The organism is uncultured Jatrophihabitans sp. (assembly GCF_964246335.1).
In the GTDB taxonomy this organism is placed as follows: domain Bacteria; phylum Actinomycetota; class Actinomycetes; order Mycobacteriales; family Jatrophihabitantaceae; genus Jatrophihabitans.
The window spans coordinates 904-19,951 of sequence record NZ_CAXTQF010000059.1 but is presented as its reverse complement, the minus strand read 5'-3'; the positions used below and the strand labels follow the sequence as shown (position 1 = coordinate 19,951).

Genomic DNA, 19,048 nt, shown 5'->3' with positions numbered 1-19,048 from the left:
AGATGTTCCGCAAGCTGCTCGACGAGGGCCAGGCGGGCGAGAACGTCGGTCTGCTGCTGCGTGGCATCAAGCGTGAGGACGTCGAGCGCGGCCAGGTCGTCATCAAGCCGGGCACCACGACGCCGCACACGAACTTCGAGGCGAACGTCTACATCCTCTCCAAGGACGAGGGCGGGCGGCACACGCCGTTCTTCAACAACTACCGCCCGCAGTTCTACTTCCGCACGACCGACGTGACCGGCGTCGTGACCCTCCCCGAGGGCACCGAGATGGTCATGCCGGGCGACAACACCGAGATGTCGGTCGAGCTCATCCAGCCGATCGCCATGGAGGACGGCCTGCGCTTCGCCATCCGCGAGGGTGGTCGCACGGTCGGCGCGGGCCGCGTCGTCAAGATCATCAAATAGGCACCACCGGTTCCGGGCGGGCACCGCTCACGGCACCCGCCCGGAACCTGCCCTTCGCCGCACCGGCGAGCGGGCTCGAACCTGCAACACACCAACAGCGAAGGTGAGTCAGCCACCATGGCGGGACAAAAGATCCGCATCCGGCTCAAGGCCTACGACCACGAGGCCATCGACGCCAGCGCGCGCAAGATCGTCGAGACCGTGACGCGCACCGGCGCGCGCATCGTCGGTCCGGTGCCGCTGCCGACCGAGAAGAACGTGTACTGCGTCATCCGCTCGCCGCACAAGTACAAGGACAGCCGCGAGCACTTCGAGATGCGCACACACAAGCGGCTCATCGACATCCTCGACCCGACCCCGAAGACGGTCGACGCGCTCATGCGCATCGACCTGCCGGCGTCGGTCGACGTCAACATCCAGTAGCGAGAGAGACCAATGGCTAACGAACGAACGGGCATCCTGGGCGAGAAGCTCGGCATGACCCAGGTCTTCGACGAGAACAACCGGATGGTCCCGGTCACCGTCGTCAAGGCCGGGCCGTGCGTCGTCACCCAGATCCGCACGCAGGACAAAGACGGCTACACCGCCGTCCAGCTCGCGTACGGCCAGATCGACCCGCGCAAGGTGACCAAGCCGGTCGCCGGCCACTTCAAGGCCGCCGACGTCACACCGCGCCGGCACCTGGTCGAGCTGCGCACGGACGCCATCGAGTCCTACACGCTGGGCCAGGAGCTCACCGCCGAGCAGTTCGCCGCCGGTGCGCGTGTCGACATCAGCGGCACGACCAAGGGCAAGGGCTACGCCGGCACGATGAAGAAGCACGGCTTCTCCGGCGTCTCCGCCTCGCACGGTGCGCACCGTAACCACCGCAAGCCCGGCTCGATCGGCGCCTGTGCCACTCCGGGCCACGTCTTCAAGGGCACCCGGATGTCCGGCCGGATGGGCCACGTCCGGGCCACCACCACCGGCCTGGTCGTGCACAAGGTGGACGCCGAGCGCGGCCTGCTGCTGATCAAGGGCGCCGTCCCCGGCCCCAAGGGCGCGCTGGTGTTCGTGCGCTCCGCCAACAAGGGCGCTGCCCCGAAGGACGGTGCCTGATGGCTCTCTCGCTCACGGTCCACAACCCGTCCGGCAGCGGCAAGTCCAGCAAGGTCGAGCTGCCCGCCGACGTGTTCGACGCCAAGACCAACGTGTCGCTCATCCACCAGGTGGTCGTCGCTCAGCTCGCCGCCGCGCGACAGGGCACGCACAAGACGAAGACGCGCGCCGAGGTCCGCGGTGGCGGCGCCAAGCCGTACCGCCAGAAGGGCACCGGCCGCGCCCGGCAGGGCTCGACCCGCGCGCCGCAGTTCACCGGTGGTGGCGTCGTGCACGGCCCGGTGCCGCGCAAGTACGACCAGCGCACGCCGAAGAAGATGAAGGCCGCCGCGCTGCGCGGCGCGTTGTCCGACCGCGCGCGCAACGACCGCGTGCACGTCGTGTCGTCCTTCGTCACCGGTGACGTGCCGTCGACGAAGGCTGCCGCCGAGGCGCTGGCCTCGATCAGCTCCGCGCGGCACGTCCTCGTGGTCGCCGAGCGCACCGACGAGCTCACGTGGCGCAGCGTGCGCAACCTGTCCTCGGTGCACCTGCTCGAGCCGGGCCAGCTGAACACCTACGACGTGCTGATCAGCGACGACGTCGTGTTCACCTCCGGCGCGCTCGACGTCTTCCTCGCAGGCCCCGAGAAGGGCAAGCCGTCGCGCGGCCTGCCCGAGTCGACCGAGACCGAGGGCGAGCCGCTGGTGCCGTCGATGGTCGAGTCCGCAGCTACCGACGAGGTCGTCGCCGACACCGACGAGTCCGAAGCGTCCGAAGGGGAGGAGTCCTGATGTTCGACGACCCACGCGACGTGCTGCTCGCTCCGGTGATCTCGGAGAAGAGCTACGGCCTGCTCGACGACAACAAGTACACCTTCGAGGTCCACCCGCAGGCGAACAAGACGCAGATCAAGATCGCCGTCGAGCAGGTGTTCACCGTCAAGGTCACCGACGTCAACACGCTCAACCGGCAGGGCAAGCGCAAGCGCACGCGCACCGGCTTCGGCCGGCGGCGCAACGTCAAGCGCGCGATCGTCACGCTGCGCGCCGGCGACCGCATCGACGTGTTCGGACAGATTGGCTGATTGACCCATGGCTATTCGCAGGTACAAGCCGACGACCCCGGGCCGCCGCGGCTCCTCGGTCGCCGATTTCGCCGAGGTCACCCGTGACCACCCGGAGAAGTCGCTGGTCCGCCCGCTGCACAACAAGGGCGGCCGCAACAGTTCTGGCAAGATCACCACACGGCACCAGGGCGGCGGCCACAAGCGCGCCTACCGGGTGATCGACTTCCGGCGGCACGACAAGGACGGCGTCCCCGCCAAGGTCGCGCACATCGAGTACGACCCGAACCGCACCGCGCGCATCGCGCTGCTGCACTACGCCGACGGCGAGAAGCGCTACATCCTCGCGCCGCGGCTGCTCAAGCAGGGTGACCGGATCGAGAACGGCCCCAGCGCCGACATCAAGCCCGGCAACTCGCTCCCGCTGCGCAACGTCCCGGTCGGCACCGTGGTCCACGCCATCGAGCTGCGGCCCGGCGGCGGCGCGAAGATCGCCCGCTCCGCAGGCGCGAGCGTCCAGCTCGTCGCCAAGGAGGGCGCCTACGCCCAGTTGCGGATGCCCTCCGGCGAGATCCGCAACGTCGACGTCCGCTGCCGCGCCACGGTCGGCGAGGTCGGCAACGCCGAGCAGAGCAACATCAACTGGGGCAAGGCCGGCCGCATGCGCTGGAAGGGCAAGCGCCCGACCGTGCGCGGTGTGGCGATGAACCCGGTCGACCACCCGCACGGCGGTGGCGAGGGCAAGACGTCCGGTGGCCGGCACCCGGTCAACCCGAACGGCAAGCCCGAGGGGCGCACCCGCCGGGTCAAGGAGAGCGACCAGCTGATCGTCCGTCGTCGTCGTACGAACAAGAAGAGGTAACGCACCATGCCACGCAGCCTGAAAAAGGGGCCGTTCGTCGACGACCACCTGCTCAAGAAGGTCGACGCGCAGAACGACAAGAACACGCACAACGTCATCAAGACGTGGTCGCGCCGTTCGACGATCATCCCGGACATGCTCGGCCACACCATCGCCGTGCACGACGGCCGCAAGCACGTGCCGGTGTTCGTCACCGAGGGCATGGTCGGGCACAAGCTGGGCGAGTTCGCCCCGACCCGCACGTTCAAGGGCCACATCCGCGACGACCGCCGGGCACGGCGGGGCTGAGTGCGGCTGAGTGAGGGACTGAACCAGACATGAAGCACATCAACATCGACGCGGACGAGCCGGTCGCCATTGCGCGCGCCGCGAACGTGCGCGTGACGCCGATGAAGGCGCGCCGCGTCATCGACCTCATTCGTGACATGCCCGCGCAGGAGGCGCTCGCGATGCTGAAGTTCGCGCCGCAGGCCGCCAGCGAGCCGGTCGCGAAGGTGCTGGCCAGCGCGATCGCCAACGCCGAGAACGGCAAGAGCCTGGACGCCGAGACGCTGGTCGTCACCCGCGCCTTCGTGGACGAGGGTCCGACGATGAAGCGGTTCCGCCCCCGCGCGCAGGGCCGTGCCTACCGCATCCGCAAGCGCACGAGCCACATCACCATCGAGGTCGAGAGCATCGAGACGACGAACAACCGAAGGGGTCGCCGGTAATGGGCCAGAAAGTCAACCCGAACGGCTTCCGCCTCGGCATCAGCACCGACTGGAAGAGCCGTTGGTACGCCGACAAGTCCTACGCGGAGTACGTCAAGGAAGACGTCGCGATCCGTCGGCTGATGTCCAAGGGCATGGAGCGCGCCGGCATCGCCAAGGTGGAGATCGAGCGCACCCGTGACCGCGTGCGCGTCGACATCCACACGGCGCGCCCGGGCATCGTCATCGGCCGCCGCGGCGCCGAGGCCGACCGCATCCGCGGCGAGCTGGAGAAGCTCACCGGCAAGCAGGTGCAGCTGAACATCCTCGAGGTCAAGGTGCCCGAGGCCGAGGCGCAGCTCGTCGCGCAGGGCGTGGCCGAGCAGCTGTCCAACCGCGTCAGCTTCCGCCGCGCCATGCGCAAGAGCATGCAGTCGACGCTCAAGAGCCCGGGCGTGAAGGGCATCCGCGTGCAGTGCGGTGGCCGCCTCGGCGGTGCCGAGATGTCACGCTCGGAGTTCTACCGCGAGGGCCGGGTGCCGCTGCACACGCTGCGCGCCAACATCGACTACGGCTTCTACGAGGCCCGCACGACGTTCGGCCGCATCGGCGTCAAGGTGTGGATCTACAAGGGCGAGGTGCCGACCGGTTCGCGCGCCGAGCGCGAGGCCGCTGCAGCCGCCGAGGCGCTGCGTCAGCGTCGCGACCGCCCGGCCGGTGGCCCGCGTCAGCGCCGCTCCGGCTCGCAGGGCACCACGGGCGTCAGCACCGACGCCGGGCGTGCGGCGTCCGGCGGCTCGTCGGCCACGCTGCCGCCGAGCGAGCCGGCGCAGGAGTCGCGCGTCAACACCGCGGCCGAGGCCGGCGCGGACGTCGCGTCGGAGACGCCGGATCTCGTCACCGAGACCGAGGCGCAGATCACCGAGCAGGTCAACGCCGAGCCGGTGATCACCGAGGCCAAGGAGCCGGTCGAGGCGACCATCGACGCCGCTGCCGACCGCGACGCAGCCAGTGCGCAGGCAGCCGAGAGCACCACGACGGAAGAGGGCTGAGCAATGCTCGTTCCCCGCAGGGTCAAACACCGCAAGCAGCACCACCCCACCCGGCGTGGCATGGCTTCGGGCGGCACCCAGGTCGCGTTCGGCGAGTACGGCGTCCAGGCCCTCGAGCCGGCGTACGTGACGAACCGGCAGATCGAGTCCGCGCGTATCGCCATCAACCGGCACATCCGCCGTGGCGGCAAGGTGTGGATCAACATCTACCCGGACCGCCCGCTGACGAAGAAGCCGGCCGAGACCCGCATGGGTTCCGGTAAGGGCTCGCCCGAGTGGTGGATCGCGAACGTCAAGCCCGGACGCGTGCTGTTCGAGCTGTCGTTCCCCAACGAGAAGGTCGCCCGCGAGGCCCTGACCCGCGCGATCCACAAGCTGCCCATGAAGTGCCGCATCGTCACCCGGGAAGGAGAGGTCTGATGGCCAGCACACAGACCGCCGAACTGCGCGAGCTGCACGACGACGAGCTCGACACCCGGCTGCGCGAGGCCAAGGAGGAGTTGTTCAACCTGCGCTTCCAGATGGCCACCGGGCAGCTCGACAACAACCGGCGACTGCGCACCGTCAAGCACGACATCGCGCGGATCTACACGATCCTGCGTGAGCGTGAACTCGGGCTCTCGGTCGCTCCCGACGAATCCAACGCCAGTGCCAGTGAAGGTGTCAGCGCATGAGTGAGACAACAGAGACCGCCGCGGCCACGCCGGCTACTGCTACCGCAGCGGCAGCCGACGGCGCGCGCGGCTCGCACCGCAAGACCCGTGAGGGCCTCGTCGTCAGCGACAAGATGCACAAGACCGTCGTCGTCGAGGTCGAGGACCGCGTCAAGCACCCTCGCTACGGCAAGGTCATCCGGCGCACCACGAAGGTCAAGGTGCACGACGAGTCCGAGGCCGTGGGCATCGGCGACCGCGTCCTGATCGCCGAGACCCGGCCGCTGTCGGCCACCAAGCGCTGGCGCGTCGCCGAAGTTCTCGAAAAGGCCAAGTAAGCCAGCAGTTCGATCTGCCGTCATAGGAGTGAGCAGTGATTCAGCAGGAGTCGCGACTTCGGGTCGCCGACAACACCGGTGCCAAGGAGATCTTGTGCATCCGCGTGATGGGCGGCTCGGGACGGCGCTACGCCGGGATCGGCGACACGATCGTCGCCACCGTCAAGGACGCGTTGCCCGGCGCCGGTGTGAAGAAGGGTGACGTCGTCAAGGCCGTCATCGTGCGCACCGTCAAGGAGCGCCGCCGTGCCGACGGCAGCTACATCCGCTTCGACGAGAACGCCGCCGTGCTCATCCGGCAGGACGGCGAGCCGCGCGGCACCCGCATCTTCGGACCGGTCGGCCGCGAGCTGCGCGACAAGCGGTTCATGAAGATCATCTCGCTGGCACCGGAGGTGCTCTAGACATGAAGGTCAAAAAAGGCGACGAGGTCGTCGTCATCGCCGGCAAGGACCGCGGCGTTAAAGGCAAGGTCATCGCGGCCGACCCGATCACGCAGAAGGTCGTCGTCGAGGGCGTCAACCGCGTCACGAAGCACACCCGTGTCGGCACCACCAACCGTGGCGCCAAGTCCGGCGGCATCGAGCACATCGAGGCCGCGATCAGCGCGAGCAACGTCATGGTGATCGACGGCGAGAGCCAGGCGACGCGCATCGGTTACCGGCGCGACGAGGAGAGCGGCAAGAACGTGCGAGTCTCGCGCCGCTCCGGGAAGGACCTGTAACCCATGACCACCGCAACCGAGACTCCGACCCCGCGGCTCAAGACCCGCTACCGCGAAGAGATCGCGCCGGCGCTGCAGCAGGAGTTCTCCTACGGCAACCCGATGCAGGTCCCCGGCCTGTCGAAGATCGTCGTCAACATGGGCGTCGGTCAGGCGGCCAAGGACAGCAAGCTGATGGACGGCGCGGTCCGCGACCTCACACTGATCACCGGCCAGAAGCCGCTCGTCCAGCGCGCCCGCAAGTCGATCGCGCAGTTCAAGCTGCGCGAGGGCATGCCGATCGGCGCCAAGGTCACGCTGCGCGGCGACCGCATGTGGGAGTTCCTCGACCGCCTGCTCTCGCTGGCGCTGCCGCGCATCCGCGACTTCCGCGGGCTGTCGGACCGCCAGTTCGACGGCAACGGCAACTACACGTTCGGGCTGACCGAGCAGTCGATGTTCCACGAGATCGACCCCGACTCGATCGACCGGCCGCGCGGCATGGACATCACGCTCGTGACGAGCGCCGCCAACGACGACGAGGGCCGCGCGCTGCTGCGGGCGCTCGGCTTCCCGTTCCGCGAGACAGAGAGAAGCTGACATGGCAAAGACGGCCCTTCGCAACAAGGCCGAGGCGAAGCCCAAGTTCGCGGTGCGCGGCTACACCCGCTGCCAGCGTTGCGGGCGCGCGCACTCGGTGTACCGCAAGTTCGGCCTGTGCCGGATCTGCCTGCGCGAGATGGCGCACGCCGGCGAGCTGCCCGGCGTCACCAAGTCCAGCTGGTAATCGCTCCACCCACCACCTTCGAGGAAGGCCCCGCGGGGAACCGCCCCGAGAAAGAAGATCACTATGACCATGACCGACCCGATTGCGGACATGCTGACGCGGGTGCGTAACGCGAACACCGCGTACCACGACACCGTCGTCATGCCGCACTCGAAGATCAAGAGCAACATCGCCGAGATCCTCAAGCAGGAGGGCTACATCGCGGGCTTCGACGTCGCCGAAGCCCCCGAGGGTCAGCCGGGCCGCGTGCTCACCGTGCAGATGAAGTACGGCCCGAATCGCGAGCGCAGCATCGCCGGCGTGCGCCGGGTCTCGAAGCCGGGCCTGCGGGTCTACGCGAAATCGACCGGCCTGCCGCGCGTGCTCGGTGGCCTCGGTGTCGCCATCATCTCGACGTCCAACGGACTGCTGACCGACCGTCAGGCAGCCACGCGCAAGGTAGGCGGGGAAGTCCTCGCCTACGTGTGGTGAGGAGGAGCTGACATGAGTCGAATCGGCAGACTTCCCGTTGTGGTGCCGTCGGGCGTCGACGTCGCCATCGACGGCCAGACCGTCACGGTCAAGGGCCCGAAGGGCACGCTCGCGCACCTCGTGGCCGAGCCGATCACCGTGGGGCGTGCCGACGACGGCGCGATCGCGGTCGAGCGGCCGGACGACGAGCGCGAGTCGAAATCCCTGCACGGGCTGTCCCGCTCACTGATCGCCAACATGGTGACGGGCGTGACCGACGGATACTCCAAGACCCTCGAGATCGTGGGCAGCGGTTACCGCGTCACCGCGCGCGGCGCCGACCTCGAGTTCGCGCTCGGGTACTCGCACCCGGTCATCGTCTCGCCGCCGGAGGGCATCACCTTCCGCGTCGAGGCGCCGACCCGGTTCGTGGTCGAGGGCATCGACAAGCAGAAGGTCGGCGAGGTCGCGGCGAACATCCGCAAGCTGCGCAAGCCCGACCCGTACAAGGGCAAGGGCGTCCGCCTCCAGGGCGAGACGATCCGCCGCAAGGCCGGAAAGGCAGGCAAGAAGTGAGCGCATCGACTATTGCGAAGCAGGCACGGCGCTCGGCCGGTATCTCGGCCAGCCGTCGGGTCAGCAAGTCGCGCCGTCACTTCCGGCTGCGCAAGAAGGTCGCGGGCTCGGCCGACCGGCCGCGCCTGGTCGTCACCCGGTCCGCGCGGCACCTGTACGTGCAGCTGGTCGACGACGGCAAGGGCGTCACGCTCGCGTCGGCGTCCACGTACAAGGTGACCGACGGCGACAAGACTGCGCAGGCCAAGGCGCTCGGCGCCACGCTCGCCGACGCGGCCAAGGCCGCGGGTGTCACCCGGGTCGTCTTCGACCGCGGCGGCAACACCTACACGGGCCGCATCGCCGCATTCGCCGACGCCGCCCGCGAAGCCGGGCTGGAGTTCTGATGACCCCACCGAGTCTCGCTCCGCTGAACTGCGCTCCGCTCGAAAACTCGGCGGGGACCCCGAAAGGCGAAAAGATGATTTTGCAGGAGACACGCTCATGACGGCACCGCAGCGGGGCAACCGCACCGGCGGCAACGACCAGCGCGGCGGCAACGACCGCCGCGACCGCCGCGACAGCGGTCGCGGCCCGCGCGAGGACAAGAACAACAACCTCGAGCGCGTCGTCAAGATCAACCGCGTCGCCAAGGTCGTCAAGGGTGGCCGCCGGTTCAGCTTCACCGCGCTGGTCGTCGTCGGCGACGGCGACGGCATGGTCGGCGTCGGCTACGGCAAGGCCAAGGAGGTGCCCGCGGCCATCGCCAAGGGCGTCGAGGAGGCCAAGAAGAACTTCTTCCGGGTCCCGCGCATCCAGGCCACCATCCCGCACCCGGTGCAGGGCGAGAAGGCCGCCGGCGTCGTGCTGCTCAAGCCCGCCAGCCCCGGTACCGGCGTCATCGCCGGCGGCCCGGTGCGCGCGGTGCTCGAGTGCGCGGGCATCCACGACGTGCTGTCGAAGTCTCTCGGCTCAGACAACCCGATCAACATCGTGCACGCCACGGTCGCGGCGCTGAAGGGTCTGTCCCGGCCCGAGGAGGTCGCCGCTCGTCGTGGCCTGCCGCTCGAGGACGTCGCTCCCGCGGGCATGCTGCGGGCGCGAGCCAGGCAGGGAAGCTGAGTCATGACCCAGTTGAAGATCACCCAGACGAAGTCGGGCATCGGCTACAAGCAGAACCAGCGCGAGACGTTGCGCTCGCTGGGCCTGAAGCGGATGCACGACACCGTCGTCAAGGAAGACCGCCCGGAGATCCGCGGCATGGTCAAGACCGTCACGCACCTGGTGACGGTAGAGGAGGTCGACTGACCCATGGGCAATCTCAAGGTCCATCACCTGAAGCCCGCCCCCGGCTCGCACACGAAGAAGACGCGTGTCGGCCGTGGTGAGGGTTCGAAGGGCAAGACGGCCGGTCGCGGCACCAAGGGCACCGGCGCGCGCTACCAGGTGCCGGCCGGCTTCGAGGGCGGCCAGATGCCGATCCACATGCGGCTGCCGAAGCTGCGCGGGTTCAAGAACCGCAACCGCGTGGAGTACCAGGTGGTCAACGTCGCCGATCTCGCGGCGCTGTTCCCCGAGGGCGGCACCGTCGGTGTCGCCGAACTCGTCGCCAAGGGCGCGGTGCGGAAGAACGAGCTCGTCAAGGTGCTCGGCGAGGGCGAAATCGGTGTGAAGCTGGATGTCACCGCGAACGCCTTCTCGGCGAGCGCCCGGGAGAAGATCGCCTCCGCCGGAGGCAGCGCCACCCAACTGTGAGCGACTGTTAGCCTGGCCCCACCTTCGTGGTGGGGCCAGGCCTTCGCTTTCCCGGTCTCGATCGGCCGATCCGGCCCGGTCAGCCCCCGACCATCGACAGCTTGCCGCAGGAGGACCAGTGCTCAGCGCATTCGCATCGGCGTTCCGTACGCCGGACCTGCGCAAGAAGCTGCTGTTCACGCTCGCGATCCTGATCCTGTACCGCTTCGGCGCCTCGGTGCCGACGCCGAACACGAACACGGACGCGATCAACAAGTGCATCGCCACCGGCGCCAAGAACCACCAGAACATCTACTCGCTGATCAACTTGTTCAGCGGGGGAGCGCTGCTGCGGCTGTCGGTGTTCGCGCTGGGCATCCTGCCCTACATCACGGCCAGCATCATCATCCAGCTGCTGGTCGTGGTCATCCCACGGTTCGAGCAACTGAAGAAGGAAGGGCAGTCGGGCCAGCAGAAGCTGACCCAGTACAGCCGCTACCTCACCATCGGGCTGGCCATCCTGCAGTCGACCGGGTTCATCGCGCTCGCCCGTTCGGGTCAGCTGTTCCAGGGCTCGTCGGCGTCTTGCCAGTCGATCCTGTACCACCAGGACATCCGGACCCTCGGCACGATGGTCATCTGCATGACCGCCGGCACCGGCGTCATCATGTGGCTCGGCGAGCTCATCACCGACCGCGGCGTCGGCAACGGCATGAGCGTGCTGATGTTCACCTCCATCGCTGCCCGCATCCCCAGCGAGGGCCACGTCATCCTGCAGAACGCGGGTGGCTTCGTGTTCACCCTGATCGTGCTTTTGGGCCTGGCCATCATCGTGGCGGTCGTGTTCGTCGAGCAGGCGCAACGGCGCATCCCCGTCCAGTACGCCAAACGCATGATCGGGCGCCGGCAGTACGGCGGGACGTCGACCTACCTGCCACTGAAGGTCAACCAGGCCGGCGTCATCCCGGTCATCTTCGCGTCGTCGTTGCTCTACATCCCGCAGCTGATCAGCCAGCTCACCGGTAACAACGCGGGCACCAGTTCGTTCCAGCGCTTCGTCAACCAGTACCTGATCAACCAGCAGTCAGCGGTCTACCTGTCGATCTACTTCCTGCTGATCATCTTCTTCGCCTACTTCTACGTCGGCATCACCTTCGACCCGGTCGAGCGCGCCGACGACATGAAGAAGTACGGCGGATTCATCCCGGGCATCCGCCCCGGCCGGCCGACCGCCGAGTACCTGCAGTTCGTGCTCTCGCGCATCACGCTGCCCGGTTCCCTCTACCTGGGAATTGTCGCTGTGCTGCCGAACTTCTTCTTCAACGTGACCAGCGGCAACAACCAGAACTTCCCGTTCGGCGGCACCGCGGTGCTGATCATGGTGGGCGTAGGCCTGGACACGATGAAGCAGATCGAGAGCCAGCTCATGCAGCGCAACTACGAAGGCTTCCTTCGCTGAGTCGGCCGGGAGGCTCAAACATGCGGTTGGTTCTCGTCGGCCCGCCGGGTGCCGGCAAGGGCACCCAGGCGGAGTTCATCGCCGATCGTTTCGGCATCCCGAAGATCTCCACCGGTGACATCTTCCGGTCGAACGTCTCGGGTGGCACCGAACTCGGCAAGCAGGCCAAGGAGTACATGGACGCCGGGGATCTCGTGCCCGACGAGGTCACCAATGCGATGGTGCGCGACCGCCTCGCCGAGCCGGATGCCGTGAGCGGCTTCCTTCTCGACGGGTTCCCGCGCAACGTCTCGCAGGCCGACGAGCTCAACGGCATGCTGGCGTCGCTCGACGTCGCGCTGTCCGTGGTGCTCGACCTCGACGTCGACCACGAAGAGGTCGTCAACCGGCTCGCGGGGCGGCGCACCTGCAAGAAGTGCGGGCACGTCGTGCACGTCGAACCCGACGCTGTCGAGGGCGGTGCGTGCCCCAAGTGCGGCGGCGAGCTCTACCGGCGCGACGACGACGCACCGGATACCGTGCGGCACCGGCTCGAGGTCTATGACAAGCAGACCGCGCCGCTCATCGGTTTCTACCGCGACGCCGGGCTGCTGGTTGCGATCGACGCCTTCGGGACCGTCGAGGACGTCACCGAGCGGGCGATCAGCGTGCTGGCCCAGTACGCCGAGTCCTGATGCGCCACGTCGTCCGCCACCCCTCGCTGATCAACAGCAGTTTCCGGTCGCTGGGGTGCGCAATGCCTACTGTTGATCAACGAGGGGTGGCGTCCTGATGCGCGGGCGACCCGAGCGCATCGAGCTCAAGACGCCGGCGCAGATCGCGACGATGCGCGCCGCCGGACTGGTCGTCGCGCAGGGCCTGGCGGCGATGCGCGCCGCGGTGGCGCCGGGTGTGTCTACCGGGGACCTCGACGCGATCGCGCGGGACGTGCTGCGCGCCGCGGGCGCCAGACCGAACTTCCTCGGCTATCACGGCTTTCCCGGCGTTATCTGCGCGTCGGTCAACGACCGCGTCGTGCACGGCATCCCGTCCGACGCGGAGAAGTTGGCCGAGGGCGACCTCATCTCGCTGGACTTCGGCGCGATCGTCGACGGCTGGCACGGCGACTCGGCCATTACCGTCCCGGTCGGCGAGGTGAGCCCGGAGATCGCTGCGCTGTCGGCCACCTGTGAGGCGTCGATGTGGGCGGGCATCGCCGCGGTGCGCCCCGGCGCCCGGCTCTCGGACGTCTCGCACGCTGTCGAGACGTCGATCCGCGGTGCCGGCAGGTACGGCATCGTCGCCGAGTACGGCGGGCACGGCATCGGCACCGAGATGCACATGGCGCCGCACATCCTCAACTACGGCCGGCCCGGCAAGGGGCCGCGCCTGACGTCGGGCATGGCGCTGGCGATCGAGCCGATGGTCACCGCCGGGTCGCGGGCCACCGAGGTGCTCGAGGACGACTGGACGGTGCGCACCGTCGACCGCTCGTGGGCAGCCCACTGGGAGCACACGGTGGCGATCCTCGACGACGGGCCGTGGGTGCTGACCGCCGAGGACGGCGGCCGCGCAGAGCTGGGCAAGCGGGGCGTGGACGTCTCCGCCCTCGCGGCCTGAGGCGTCCCCGACGGCCATGGACGTCATCACCGACCGCGGTGACCCGGCGGTGCAGCGCATCGTCGACGTCGTCAAACCCTCCCGCGGGGCGGTGCGCACGGCGCTGATCGAGGACGTCGAACCGCTCGTGCAGGCACTGCGGGCCGGCGTCGGGTTCGTCGAGGTCTACGCCCTGGAGTCGGCGCCGGTACCGCCCGCGCTGCTCGACGCGTGCACCTCGCGCGGCGTGCCGGTCCGGTTGATGGCGACGTCGGTCGTCAACCAGGTGTTCAAGGGCGAGAAGCGGCCCAAGACGTTCGGCATCGTGCGGGTGCCGGCACCGCTCGGGCTGGACGCGCTCGCCGGGGCGGCCGGCGACGTCGTGGTGCTCGACGGCGTCAAGATCGTCGGCAACATCGGGGCGATCGTGCGCACCTCGATTGCGCTCGGCGCGGCCGGCATCGTGCTCGTCGACAGCGACTTGGCGACGATCGCCGACCGGCGGCTCGTGCGGGCCAGCCGCGGCTACGTCTTCTCCGTCCCGGTGGTGCTGGCCTCGCGGGACGAGGCGGTCGGGTACTTCCGGGACGCCGGCATCCGGCTGGCCGTGCTCGACAGCGCCGGCGAGCTGGACCTCGGCCGGCTGGGGGAGCTCGACGAGCGGCTCGCACTCGTGTTCGGGAGCGAGAAGACCGGCGGGTCCGCGGGCTTCGCCGGGCTGCCGGCGACGACCGTGTCGATCCCGATGAGCGGGCGCGCCGAGTCGCTGAACGTCTCCGTCTCCGCCGGGATCGCGCTCTACGCCCGCGCCGCGCGCAACCTCCCCCGCTGACTGCCCGTCTTCCCACCCGGGATGGTCGCGATTGCGCGCGGATTTGCGACCATCCCGGGTGGGAAGGCGGAATGCCTCAGTCGGGGCGGACGCTCTTGCGGACCCTCGCAGGGGCGCCGGCGGCGATCGCGAACGCCGCGATGTCCGACGTCACCACCGAATTGGCGCCGATGACCGCCCGTTCGCCGATCGTCACGCCGCTGGTCACGACGACGTTCGCGCCCAGCCAGACGTTGTCGCCGATCGTCACCGGCCCCTTCGAAGTGAAGCCCTGCCAGGGGACGGGGGTGTCGAGGTCGTCGAAGCGGTGGTCGCCGTCAGTGATCAGGCAGCCGTTGGCCAGCATGCAGTGCTCGCCGATCGTCACGGCGTCCACCGCGGCCACCATGACGTTGAGATTCAACAGCGAACCGCCGCCGATCGCGATGCGGCCGGCATCCGAGGTCAGCCACACCCCGGGCTCGAAATACGCGTGCGGCCCGATCTCCAGGCGCCCCTCGCGCAGCATCTGCAAGACGTTGCCGTGCAGCGCGCCGCGGGCGAATGCCTGCCGGCGGGCCAGCTCGACGTGCAGCGCCGCGATGTTCCACGGCCGGCGGGCGCGGTGGTACCACCGCCATTTCTGCAGCCACAGCTTGGCGGCGGCGCGGTCCAGCGGCGGTCCCTCGGGCATGCGGCTGAGCGTAGGCAGCGTGCCCGATCCGCGCGATTTTGGCGGTAGGAGTGCCTGCGCGTAGACTGAAACGCTGGTGCACGTCGTCCTGCTCCCATGCCGCTGTGGCCGCGGCCGGGGCACGGACCCTCACGGCGCAGCCCATGAAACACCCGCAGTCTCACTGGCTGCGACACGAGCACGTCCAAGGAACGAAAAGCGGAGGATATGGCCAAGAAAGACGGGGCCATCGAGGTCGAAGGCCGCGTGGTCGAGCCGCTGCCCAATGCCATGTTCCGAGTGGAACTGAGCAATGGGCACAAGGTGCTCGCGCACATCAGCGGCAAGATGCGCCAGCACTACATCCGGATCCTGCCCGAGGACCGCGTGGTGGTGGAGCTGTCGCCCTACGACCTCACCCGCGGGCGCATCGTCTACCGCTACAAGTAACGAGAAGGAATCAGACGTGAAGGTCAAGCCGAGCGTCAAGCCGATCTGCGACAAGTGCAAGGTCATCCGTCGCAACGGCCGCGTGATGGTCATCTGCGACAACCTGCGTCACAAGCAGCGCCAGGGCTGAGTCGCAGTACACCGAAACACCACTAAGCGCACGCCAGCCCGCGCCCACAGCGCGGGTCCACCTCCGGACGCGAAGGCCGGAGCCTGATCACTGGATCGGGGCGGCTGCGCCCGACACCTTCGCCGAACGAGATCGGACGACACCAGCACATGGCACGTCTTGCCGGCGTCGATCTCCCCCGCGAAAAGCGGCTGGAGATCGCGCTCACCTACATCTACGGAGTGGGTCGTACCCGCGCCCACGAAACCCTCGAAGCCACCGGCGTGAGCCCGGACCTGCGGGTCCGCGACCTGTCCGAGGACGACGCGGTCAAGCTGCGCGACTACATCGACGCGAACTTCCGCGTCGAGGGTGACCTGCGCCGCGAGGTCGCCGCCGACATCCGCCGCAAGGTCGAGATCGGCTGTTACGAGGGCATCCGCCACCGCCGCGGCCTGCCGGTCCACGGCCAGCGCACCAAGACCAACGCCCGTACCCGCAAGGGCCCGAAGAAGACGATCGCGGGCAAGAAGAAGGCAGGTAAGAAGTAATGCCGGGTGCAGCTCGCAAGACGGCGGTCAAGAAGATCCGCCGCAAGGAGAAGAAGAACGTCGCCGTGGGCCAGGCCCACATCAAGAGCACGTTCAACAACACGATCGTCTCGATCACCGACCCGCAGGGCAACGTGATCAGCTGGGCGTCCGCCGGGCACGTCGGCTTCAAGGGCTCGCGCAAGTCGACGCCCTACGCCGCGCAGATGACCGCCGAGAACTGCGCCCGCAAGGCCGCCGAGCACGGCGTCAAGAAGGTCGACGTCTTCGTCAAGGGTCCGGGTTCGGGCCGCGAGACCGCGATCCGCTCGCTGACCGCCGCCGGTCTCGAGGTCGGGACGATCTCCGATGTCACCCCGCAGCCGCACAACGGCTGCCGTCCGCCGAAGCGTCGGAGGGTCTGATGGCTCGCTACACCGGTCCCGCGACCCGTATCTCGCGCCGCCTCAACGTCGACCTCGTCGGCGGTGACAGCTCCTTCGAGCGTCGCCCGTACCCGCCCGGCCAGCACGGCCGCTCGCGCATCAAGCAGAGCGAGTACCTCCTGCAGCTGCAGGAGAAGCAGAAGGCGAAGTACAGCTACGGCGTGTTGGAGAAGCAGTTCCGTCGCTACTACAACGAGGCCGTGCGCGGCCAGGGCAAGACGGGCGACAACCTGCTGCAGATCCTCGAGTCGCGGCTGGACAACGTCGTCTACCGCTCCGGCATCGCGCGCACCCGGCGCCAGGCGCGCCAGCTCGTCAGCCACGGCCACTTCCTCGTCAACGGCGCGAAGGTCGACATTCCGAGCTACCGCGTCACCCAGTGGGACATCATCGACGTCAAGCCGAAGTCGTTGGAGACCACGCCGTTCCTCATCGCCCGCGAGACCCAGGGCGAGCGCCCCGTGCCGGCCTGGTTGCAGGTCGTGCCGGACCGGCTGCGGGTGCTCGTGCACCAGCTGCCTGAGCGCGCACAGATCGAGATCCCGCTGCAGGAGCAGCTGATCGTCGAGCTCTACTCCAAGTAGACAACACACGCCCCCGGCCGCAGGGAGTGCCGGGGGCGGCACCACCACCCGCGGACGTCATATAGCGGTCGTCCACGAAAAGAAGGAGCAACACCTGTGCTGATCTCTCAGCGCCCCACCCTCGCCGAGGAGTCCATCTCCGACAGCCGGTCGCGGTTCGTCATCGAGCCGCTCGAGCCCGGTTTCGGTTACACGCTCGGCAACTCACTGCGCCGCACGCTGCTCTCGTCCATCCCGGGCGCGGCGGTCACCAGCATCCGCATCGACGGCGTGCTGCACGAATTCACCACCGTCGAGGGCGTCAAGGAAGACGTCACCGACATCATCTTGAACCTCAAGGAACTGGTCGTCAGCTCCGAGAGCGACGAGCCGGTCGTCATGTACCTGCGCAAGCAGGGCCCGGGCGACGTCACCGCCGCCGACATCGCGCCGCCGGCCGGGGTCGAGATCCACAATCCCGACCTGCACCTCGCCACGATCAACAAGAAGGGCCGGCTCGAGATCGAGCTGGTCGTCGAGCGCGGCCGCGGCTATGTCACCGCCGTGCAGAACAAGCAGCCCGGCCAGGAGATCGGCCGCATTCCCGTCGACTCCATCTACTCGCCGGTGCTGAAGGTGACCTACAAGGTCGAGGCCACCCGCGTCGAGCAGCGCACCGACTTCGACCGTCTCGTCGTCGACGTCGAGACCAAGTCCTCGATGGCCCCGCGCGACGCCGTCGCGTCGGCCGGTCACACGCTGGTCGAGCTGTTCGGGCTGTTCAAGGAGCTCAACGTCGAGGCCGAGGGCATCGACGTCGGCCCGTCGCCGGCCGAGGTCGCCGACATCGCCGCGTTCTCGATGCCGATCGAGGACCTCGACCTCACGGTGCGCTCGTACAACTGCCTCAAGCGCGAGGGCATCCACACCGTCGGCGAGCTCGTCGGCCGCAGCGAGGCCGACCTGCTCGACATCCGCAACTTCGGGTCGAAGTCGATCGACGAGGTCAAGGTCAAGCTGGCCGGCCTCGGCCTGCAGCTCAAGGACAGCCCGCCCGGATTTGCGCTGCCGACGTCGGTCGAGTCCTACGGCGAGGACGGCGAGGTCACCGGCGACGACTTCGGCGACGACACCGACTACGCCGAGACCGAGCAGCTCTAAACCCCACCAAGAATTCTCGCAAGCTCGAATTCTCGGCGGGGGCCCCGAAAAGCCCCCGTCTCGAGCGACTAGGAGCAGACGATGCCCACGCCCACCAAGGGGAACCGCCTCGGCGGCAGCCCGTCGCACGAGCGCCTCATGTTGGCGAACCTCGCGACGGCGCTGTTCGAGCACGACCGCATCACCACCACCGAGGCCAAGGCGAAGCGGCTGCGTCCGCTGGCCGAGCGGCTGATCACCTTCGCCAAGCGCGGTGACCTGCACGCCCGGCGGCGAGTGCTGACCGTCATCCGCGACAAGGACGTCGTGCACAAGTTGTTCGCCGAGATCGGCCCGCAGATGGCGGCTCGTCCGGGCGGTTACACGCGGATCATCAAGACCACGCCGCGCAAGGGCGACAACGCGCCGATGGCGATCATCGAACTGTGCGAAGCGGCGCAGACGGTGGTGGCCGAGGCCGAGCGGGCCCGTGGTACGCGTACCGCGGCTCGAAAGGCGCCGTCGAAGCGGACGGCCGAGATCGCCGAGGACGCTGCCGCCGAGTCGCCGACCGCGGCCGGCGTGGTGTCCGACGCAACCGCCAGCAACGCGCCGAACGACAACGCAGCGGCGTCCGAGGTCGACCCGGCGGTCGAGGCGGGTTCGGCCGAAGAGGGCCTGGACGCGATCGGCCTGGGTGACGGACAGGCGGACGACGCTGCCGAGGCCGCCGACGAGGTGCTCGGCGACGACCCGGAGGCCGGCGGTCAGGAGACGTCCAAGCCCGACGACGCCCCGGGGCAGGACGGCAAGTAGCCCTGTCCGACCGCACGACCATGTCCGAAGCGGGGCCGCGGGGGGGGGGGCCCGGGGGCGGTTGGGAAAACCGCCCCCCGGTATACGGGGGGGGGGGCCC

32 protein-coding genes and 2 pseudogenes are annotated in these 19,048 nt (G+C 68.6%); 33 read left to right on the top strand and 1 reads right to left on the bottom strand.

Features of this window, described 5'->3' with window-relative positions:
- From ACFFCN_RS14950 to ACFFCN_RS14825, 26 genes and pseudogenes are all read left to right on the top strand, one after another.
- Window positions 1-407: pseudogene (locus tag ACFFCN_RS14950) on the top strand (elongation factor Tu); the annotation flags it as partial.
- A 117-nt stretch (window positions 408-524) separates the two neighbouring features.
- On the top strand, window positions 525-830 hold the full coding sequence (rpsJ, locus tag ACFFCN_RS14945) for a 30S ribosomal protein S10 (RefSeq protein WP_007318892.1): 306 nt from the start codon (window positions 525-527) through the stop codon (window positions 828-830).
- 12 nt (window positions 831-842) lie between these two features.
- Window positions 843-1,505 carry a 50S ribosomal protein L3 gene (rplC, locus tag ACFFCN_RS14940; protein ID WP_375492878.1) on the top strand — a complete coding sequence of 221 codons (663 nt, stop codon included), beginning with the start codon at window positions 843-845 and terminating at the stop codon, window positions 1,503-1,505.
- Window positions 1,505-2,278: a 50S ribosomal protein L4 gene (rplD, locus tag ACFFCN_RS14935; RefSeq protein ID WP_375492877.1), complete on the top strand. Its 774-nt coding sequence runs from the start codon at window positions 1,505-1,507 to the stop codon at window positions 2,276-2,278. Before rplC ends, rplD begins: the two co-directional genes overlap by 1 nt.
- Complete coding sequence (gene rplW, locus ACFFCN_RS14930; RefSeq protein ID WP_375492875.1) at window positions 2,278-2,571, top strand: 50S ribosomal protein L23; 294 nt, start codon at window positions 2,278-2,280, stop codon at window positions 2,569-2,571. The genes rplD and rplW overlap by 1 nt, the downstream gene beginning before the upstream one ends.
- A gap of 7 nt (window positions 2,572-2,578) precedes the next feature.
- On the top strand, window positions 2,579-3,412 hold the full coding sequence (gene rplB / locus ACFFCN_RS14925; RefSeq protein WP_375492873.1) for a 50S ribosomal protein L2: 834 nt from the start codon (window positions 2,579-2,581) through the stop codon (window positions 3,410-3,412).
- A 6-nt stretch (window positions 3,413-3,418) separates the two neighbouring features.
- Window positions 3,419-3,700, top strand: a complete 282-nt coding sequence (gene rpsS, locus ACFFCN_RS14920; protein WP_375492871.1) for a 30S ribosomal protein S19 — start codon at window positions 3,419-3,421, stop codon at window positions 3,698-3,700.
- A gap of 29 nt (window positions 3,701-3,729) precedes the next feature.
- Complete coding sequence (gene rplV, locus ACFFCN_RS14915; protein WP_375492869.1) at window positions 3,730-4,122, top strand: 50S ribosomal protein L22; 393 nt, start codon at window positions 3,730-3,732, stop codon at window positions 4,120-4,122.
- A pseudogene (gene rpsC, locus ACFFCN_RS14910) lies at window positions 4,122-4,907 on the top strand (30S ribosomal protein S3); the annotation flags it as partial. The gene rplV and the pseudogene rpsC, both read left to right, overlap by 1 nt.
- A gap of 249 nt (window positions 4,908-5,156) precedes the next feature.
- Window positions 5,157-5,573 carry a 50S ribosomal protein L16 gene (gene rplP, locus ACFFCN_RS14905; RefSeq protein ID WP_375492867.1) on the top strand — a complete coding sequence of 139 codons (417 nt, stop codon included), beginning with the start codon at window positions 5,157-5,159 and terminating at the stop codon, window positions 5,571-5,573.
- Window positions 5,573-5,827 carry a 50S ribosomal protein L29 gene (rpmC, locus tag ACFFCN_RS14900; protein WP_375492865.1) on the top strand — a complete coding sequence of 85 codons (255 nt, stop codon included), beginning with the start codon at window positions 5,573-5,575 and terminating at the stop codon, window positions 5,825-5,827. Before rplP ends, rpmC begins: the two co-directional genes overlap by 1 nt.
- Complete coding sequence (rpsQ, locus tag ACFFCN_RS14895; protein ID WP_375492863.1) at window positions 5,824-6,144, top strand: 30S ribosomal protein S17; 321 nt, start codon at window positions 5,824-5,826, stop codon at window positions 6,142-6,144. The genes rpmC and rpsQ overlap by 4 nt, the downstream gene beginning before the upstream one ends.
- A gap of 35 nt (window positions 6,145-6,179) precedes the next feature.
- Entirely contained in the window at window positions 6,180-6,548 is a 369-nt protein-coding gene (gene rplN / locus ACFFCN_RS14890; RefSeq protein WP_375492861.1) for a 50S ribosomal protein L14, read from the top strand.
- Between the two features lie 2 nt (window positions 6,549-6,550).
- A complete protein-coding gene (gene rplX / locus ACFFCN_RS14885) occupies window positions 6,551-6,868 on the top strand; it encodes a 50S ribosomal protein L24 (protein ID WP_375492859.1) in 318 nt (105 codons plus the stop codon).
- Between the two features lie 3 nt (window positions 6,869-6,871).
- Entirely contained in the window at window positions 6,872-7,447 is a 576-nt protein-coding gene (gene rplE, locus ACFFCN_RS14880; RefSeq protein WP_375492857.1) for a 50S ribosomal protein L5, read from the top strand.
- A gap of 1 nt (window position 7,448) precedes the next feature.
- A complete protein-coding gene (locus tag ACFFCN_RS14875) occupies window positions 7,449-7,634 on the top strand; it encodes a type Z 30S ribosomal protein S14 (RefSeq protein ID WP_375492855.1) in 186 nt (61 codons plus the stop codon).
- Between the two features lie 63 nt (window positions 7,635-7,697).
- The gene (rpsH, locus tag ACFFCN_RS14870; RefSeq protein WP_375492853.1) at window positions 7,698-8,105 is read left to right on the top strand and encodes a 30S ribosomal protein S8; all 408 of its coding nucleotides are present in this window, start codon (window positions 7,698-7,700) and stop codon (window positions 8,103-8,105) included.
- Window positions 8,106-8,117: 12 nt separating this feature from the next.
- A complete protein-coding gene (gene rplF / locus ACFFCN_RS14865) occupies window positions 8,118-8,660 on the top strand; it encodes a 50S ribosomal protein L6 (protein WP_375492852.1) in 543 nt (180 codons plus the stop codon).
- Window positions 8,657-9,046 (top strand): 50S ribosomal protein L18, encoded by a 390-nt coding sequence (rplR, locus tag ACFFCN_RS14860; RefSeq protein ID WP_375492850.1) that lies wholly within the window; start codon window positions 8,657-8,659, stop codon window positions 9,044-9,046. Before rplF ends, rplR begins: the two co-directional genes overlap by 4 nt.
- 97 nt (window positions 9,047-9,143) lie before the next feature.
- The gene (gene rpsE, locus ACFFCN_RS14855) at window positions 9,144-9,761 is read left to right on the top strand and encodes a 30S ribosomal protein S5 (protein ID WP_375492848.1); all 618 of its coding nucleotides are present in this window, start codon (window positions 9,144-9,146) and stop codon (window positions 9,759-9,761) included.
- Window positions 9,762-9,764: 3 nt separating this feature from the next.
- Window positions 9,765-9,947 carry a 50S ribosomal protein L30 gene (gene rpmD / locus ACFFCN_RS14850; RefSeq protein WP_375492846.1) on the top strand — a complete coding sequence of 61 codons (183 nt, stop codon included), beginning with the start codon at window positions 9,765-9,767 and terminating at the stop codon, window positions 9,945-9,947.
- A 3-nt stretch (window positions 9,948-9,950) separates the two neighbouring features.
- Window positions 9,951-10,394: a 50S ribosomal protein L15 gene (gene rplO, locus ACFFCN_RS14845; protein WP_375492844.1), complete on the top strand. Its 444-nt coding sequence runs from the start codon at window positions 9,951-9,953 to the stop codon at window positions 10,392-10,394.
- 118 nt (window positions 10,395-10,512) lie between these two features.
- Window positions 10,513-11,832: a preprotein translocase subunit SecY gene (gene secY / locus ACFFCN_RS14840; RefSeq protein ID WP_375492842.1), complete on the top strand. Its 1,320-nt coding sequence runs from the start codon at window positions 10,513-10,515 to the stop codon at window positions 11,830-11,832.
- 20 nt (window positions 11,833-11,852) lie between these two features.
- The gene (locus ACFFCN_RS14835) at window positions 11,853-12,506 is read left to right on the top strand and encodes an adenylate kinase (RefSeq protein WP_375492841.1); all 654 of its coding nucleotides are present in this window, start codon (window positions 11,853-11,855) and stop codon (window positions 12,504-12,506) included.
- A 97-nt stretch (window positions 12,507-12,603) separates the two neighbouring features.
- On the top strand, window positions 12,604-13,431 hold the full coding sequence (map, locus tag ACFFCN_RS14830; protein ID WP_375492839.1) for a type I methionyl aminopeptidase: 828 nt from the start codon (window positions 12,604-12,606) through the stop codon (window positions 13,429-13,431).
- Between the two features lie 16 nt (window positions 13,432-13,447).
- Window positions 13,448-14,242 (top strand): TrmH family RNA methyltransferase, encoded by a 795-nt coding sequence (locus tag ACFFCN_RS14825; protein WP_375492837.1) that lies wholly within the window; start codon window positions 13,448-13,450, stop codon window positions 14,240-14,242.
- Between the two features lie 76 nt (window positions 14,243-14,318).
- Here ACFFCN_RS14825 and ACFFCN_RS14820 read toward each other — a convergent pair whose 3' ends face one another.
- Window positions 14,319-14,915: an acyltransferase gene (locus tag ACFFCN_RS14820; RefSeq protein ID WP_375492835.1), complete on the bottom strand. Its 597-nt coding sequence runs from the start codon at window positions 14,913-14,915 to the stop codon at window positions 14,319-14,321.
- Between the two features lie 207 nt (window positions 14,916-15,122).
- Here ACFFCN_RS14820 and infA point away from each other — a divergent pair, with 207 nt between their 5' ends.
- The 7 genes from infA (at window position 15,123) to rplQ (ending at window position 18,948) form a co-directional block, all read left to right on the top strand.
- A complete protein-coding gene (gene infA / locus ACFFCN_RS14815; RefSeq protein ID WP_027139599.1) occupies window positions 15,123-15,344 on the top strand; it encodes a translation initiation factor IF-1 in 222 nt (73 codons plus the stop codon).
- 16 nt (window positions 15,345-15,360) lie between these two features.
- Window positions 15,361-15,474, top strand: a complete 114-nt coding sequence (gene rpmJ, locus ACFFCN_RS14810) for a 50S ribosomal protein L36 (protein WP_061960951.1) — start codon at window positions 15,361-15,363, stop codon at window positions 15,472-15,474.
- Window positions 15,475-15,623: 149 nt separating this feature from the next.
- Window positions 15,624-16,004, top strand: coding sequence for a 30S ribosomal protein S13 (gene rpsM / locus ACFFCN_RS14805; protein ID WP_375492833.1), 381 nt, complete (start codon window positions 15,624-15,626; stop codon window positions 16,002-16,004).
- Window positions 16,004-16,408, top strand: a complete 405-nt coding sequence (rpsK, locus tag ACFFCN_RS14800; RefSeq protein WP_375492831.1) for a 30S ribosomal protein S11 — start codon at window positions 16,004-16,006, stop codon at window positions 16,406-16,408. The genes rpsM and rpsK overlap by 1 nt, the downstream gene beginning before the upstream one ends.
- Complete coding sequence (rpsD, locus tag ACFFCN_RS14795; protein ID WP_375492829.1) at window positions 16,408-17,013, top strand: 30S ribosomal protein S4; 606 nt, start codon at window positions 16,408-16,410, stop codon at window positions 17,011-17,013. The genes rpsK and rpsD overlap by 1 nt, the downstream gene beginning before the upstream one ends.
- Before the next feature lie 96 nt (window positions 17,014-17,109).
- A complete protein-coding gene (locus ACFFCN_RS14790) occupies window positions 17,110-18,153 on the top strand; it encodes a DNA-directed RNA polymerase subunit alpha (protein WP_375492827.1) in 1,044 nt (347 codons plus the stop codon).
- A gap of 81 nt (window positions 18,154-18,234) precedes the next feature.
- Window positions 18,235-18,948, top strand: a complete 714-nt coding sequence (gene rplQ, locus ACFFCN_RS14785) for a 50S ribosomal protein L17 (RefSeq protein ID WP_375492826.1) — start codon at window positions 18,235-18,237, stop codon at window positions 18,946-18,948.
- Window positions 18,949-19,048: the final 100 nt, after the last annotated feature.

Bases quoted from the DNA above. Each gene is read 5' to 3' on its own strand.
- rpmD (WP_375492846.1), top strand. From the start codon at position 9,765: ATGACCCAGTTGAAGATCACCCAGACGAAGTCGGGCATCGGCTACAAG.
- map (WP_375492839.1), top strand. From the start codon at position 12,604: ATGCGCGGGCGACCCGAGCGCATCGAGCTCAAGACGCCGGCGCAGATC.
- rplC (WP_375492878.1), top strand. From the start codon at position 843: ATGGCTAACGAACGAACGGGCATCCTGGGCGAGAAGCTCGGCATGACC.
- rplX (WP_375492859.1), top strand. From the start codon at position 6,551: ATGAAGGTCAAAAAAGGCGACGAGGTCGTCGTCATCGCCGGCAAGGAC.
- infA (WP_027139599.1), top strand. From the start codon at position 15,123: ATGGCCAAGAAAGACGGGGCCATCGAGGTCGAAGGCCGCGTGGTCGAG.
- rplQ (WP_375492826.1), top strand. From the start codon at position 18,235: ATGCCCACGCCCACCAAGGGGAACCGCCTCGGCGGCAGCCCGTCGCAC.
- rpsH (WP_375492853.1), top strand. From the start codon at position 7,698: ATGACCATGACCGACCCGATTGCGGACATGCTGACGCGGGTGCGTAAC.
- rpsM (WP_375492833.1), top strand. From the start codon at position 15,624: ATGGCACGTCTTGCCGGCGTCGATCTCCCCCGCGAAAAGCGGCTGGAG.
- rpsK (WP_375492831.1), top strand. From the start codon at position 16,004: ATGCCGGGTGCAGCTCGCAAGACGGCGGTCAAGAAGATCCGCCGCAAG.
- ACFFCN_RS14825 (WP_375492837.1), top strand. From the start codon at position 13,448: ATGGACGTCATCACCGACCGCGGTGACCCGGCGGTGCAGCGCATCGTC.
- rplD (WP_375492877.1), top strand. From the start codon at position 1,505: ATGGCTCTCTCGCTCACGGTCCACAACCCGTCCGGCAGCGGCAAGTCC.
- ACFFCN_RS14835 (WP_375492841.1), top strand. From the start codon at position 11,853: ATGCGGTTGGTTCTCGTCGGCCCGCCGGGTGCCGGCAAGGGCACCCAG.
- rpmC (WP_375492865.1), top strand. From the start codon at position 5,573: ATGGCCAGCACACAGACCGCCGAACTGCGCGAGCTGCACGACGACGAG.
- rplW (WP_375492875.1), top strand. From the start codon at position 2,278: ATGTTCGACGACCCACGCGACGTGCTGCTCGCTCCGGTGATCTCGGAG.
- rplP (WP_375492867.1), top strand. From the start codon at position 5,157: ATGCTCGTTCCCCGCAGGGTCAAACACCGCAAGCAGCACCACCCCACC.
- rplF (WP_375492852.1), top strand. From the start codon at position 8,118: ATGAGTCGAATCGGCAGACTTCCCGTTGTGGTGCCGTCGGGCGTCGAC.
- ACFFCN_RS14875 (WP_375492855.1), top strand. From the start codon at position 7,449: ATGGCAAAGACGGCCCTTCGCAACAAGGCCGAGGCGAAGCCCAAGTTC.
- rpsD (WP_375492829.1), top strand. From the start codon at position 16,408: ATGGCTCGCTACACCGGTCCCGCGACCCGTATCTCGCGCCGCCTCAAC.
- rpsJ (WP_007318892.1), top strand. From the start codon at position 525: ATGGCGGGACAAAAGATCCGCATCCGGCTCAAGGCCTACGACCACGAG.
- rplE (WP_375492857.1), top strand. From the start codon at position 6,872: ATGACCACCGCAACCGAGACTCCGACCCCGCGGCTCAAGACCCGCTAC.
- rplB (WP_375492873.1), top strand. From the start codon at position 2,579: ATGGCTATTCGCAGGTACAAGCCGACGACCCCGGGCCGCCGCGGCTCC.
- rplO (WP_375492844.1), top strand. From the start codon at position 9,951: ATGGGCAATCTCAAGGTCCATCACCTGAAGCCCGCCCCCGGCTCGCAC.
- ACFFCN_RS14820 (WP_375492835.1), bottom strand. From the start codon at position 14,915: ATGCCCGAGGGACCGCCGCTGGACCGCGCCGCCGCCAAGCTGTGGCTG.
- rplV (WP_375492869.1), top strand. From the start codon at position 3,730: ATGAAGCACATCAACATCGACGCGGACGAGCCGGTCGCCATTGCGCGC.
- rpsS (WP_375492871.1), top strand. From the start codon at position 3,419: ATGCCACGCAGCCTGAAAAAGGGGCCGTTCGTCGACGACCACCTGCTC.
- rpsE (WP_375492848.1), top strand. From the start codon at position 9,144: ATGACGGCACCGCAGCGGGGCAACCGCACCGGCGGCAACGACCAGCGC.
- rpsQ (WP_375492863.1), top strand. From the start codon at position 5,824: ATGAGTGAGACAACAGAGACCGCCGCGGCCACGCCGGCTACTGCTACC.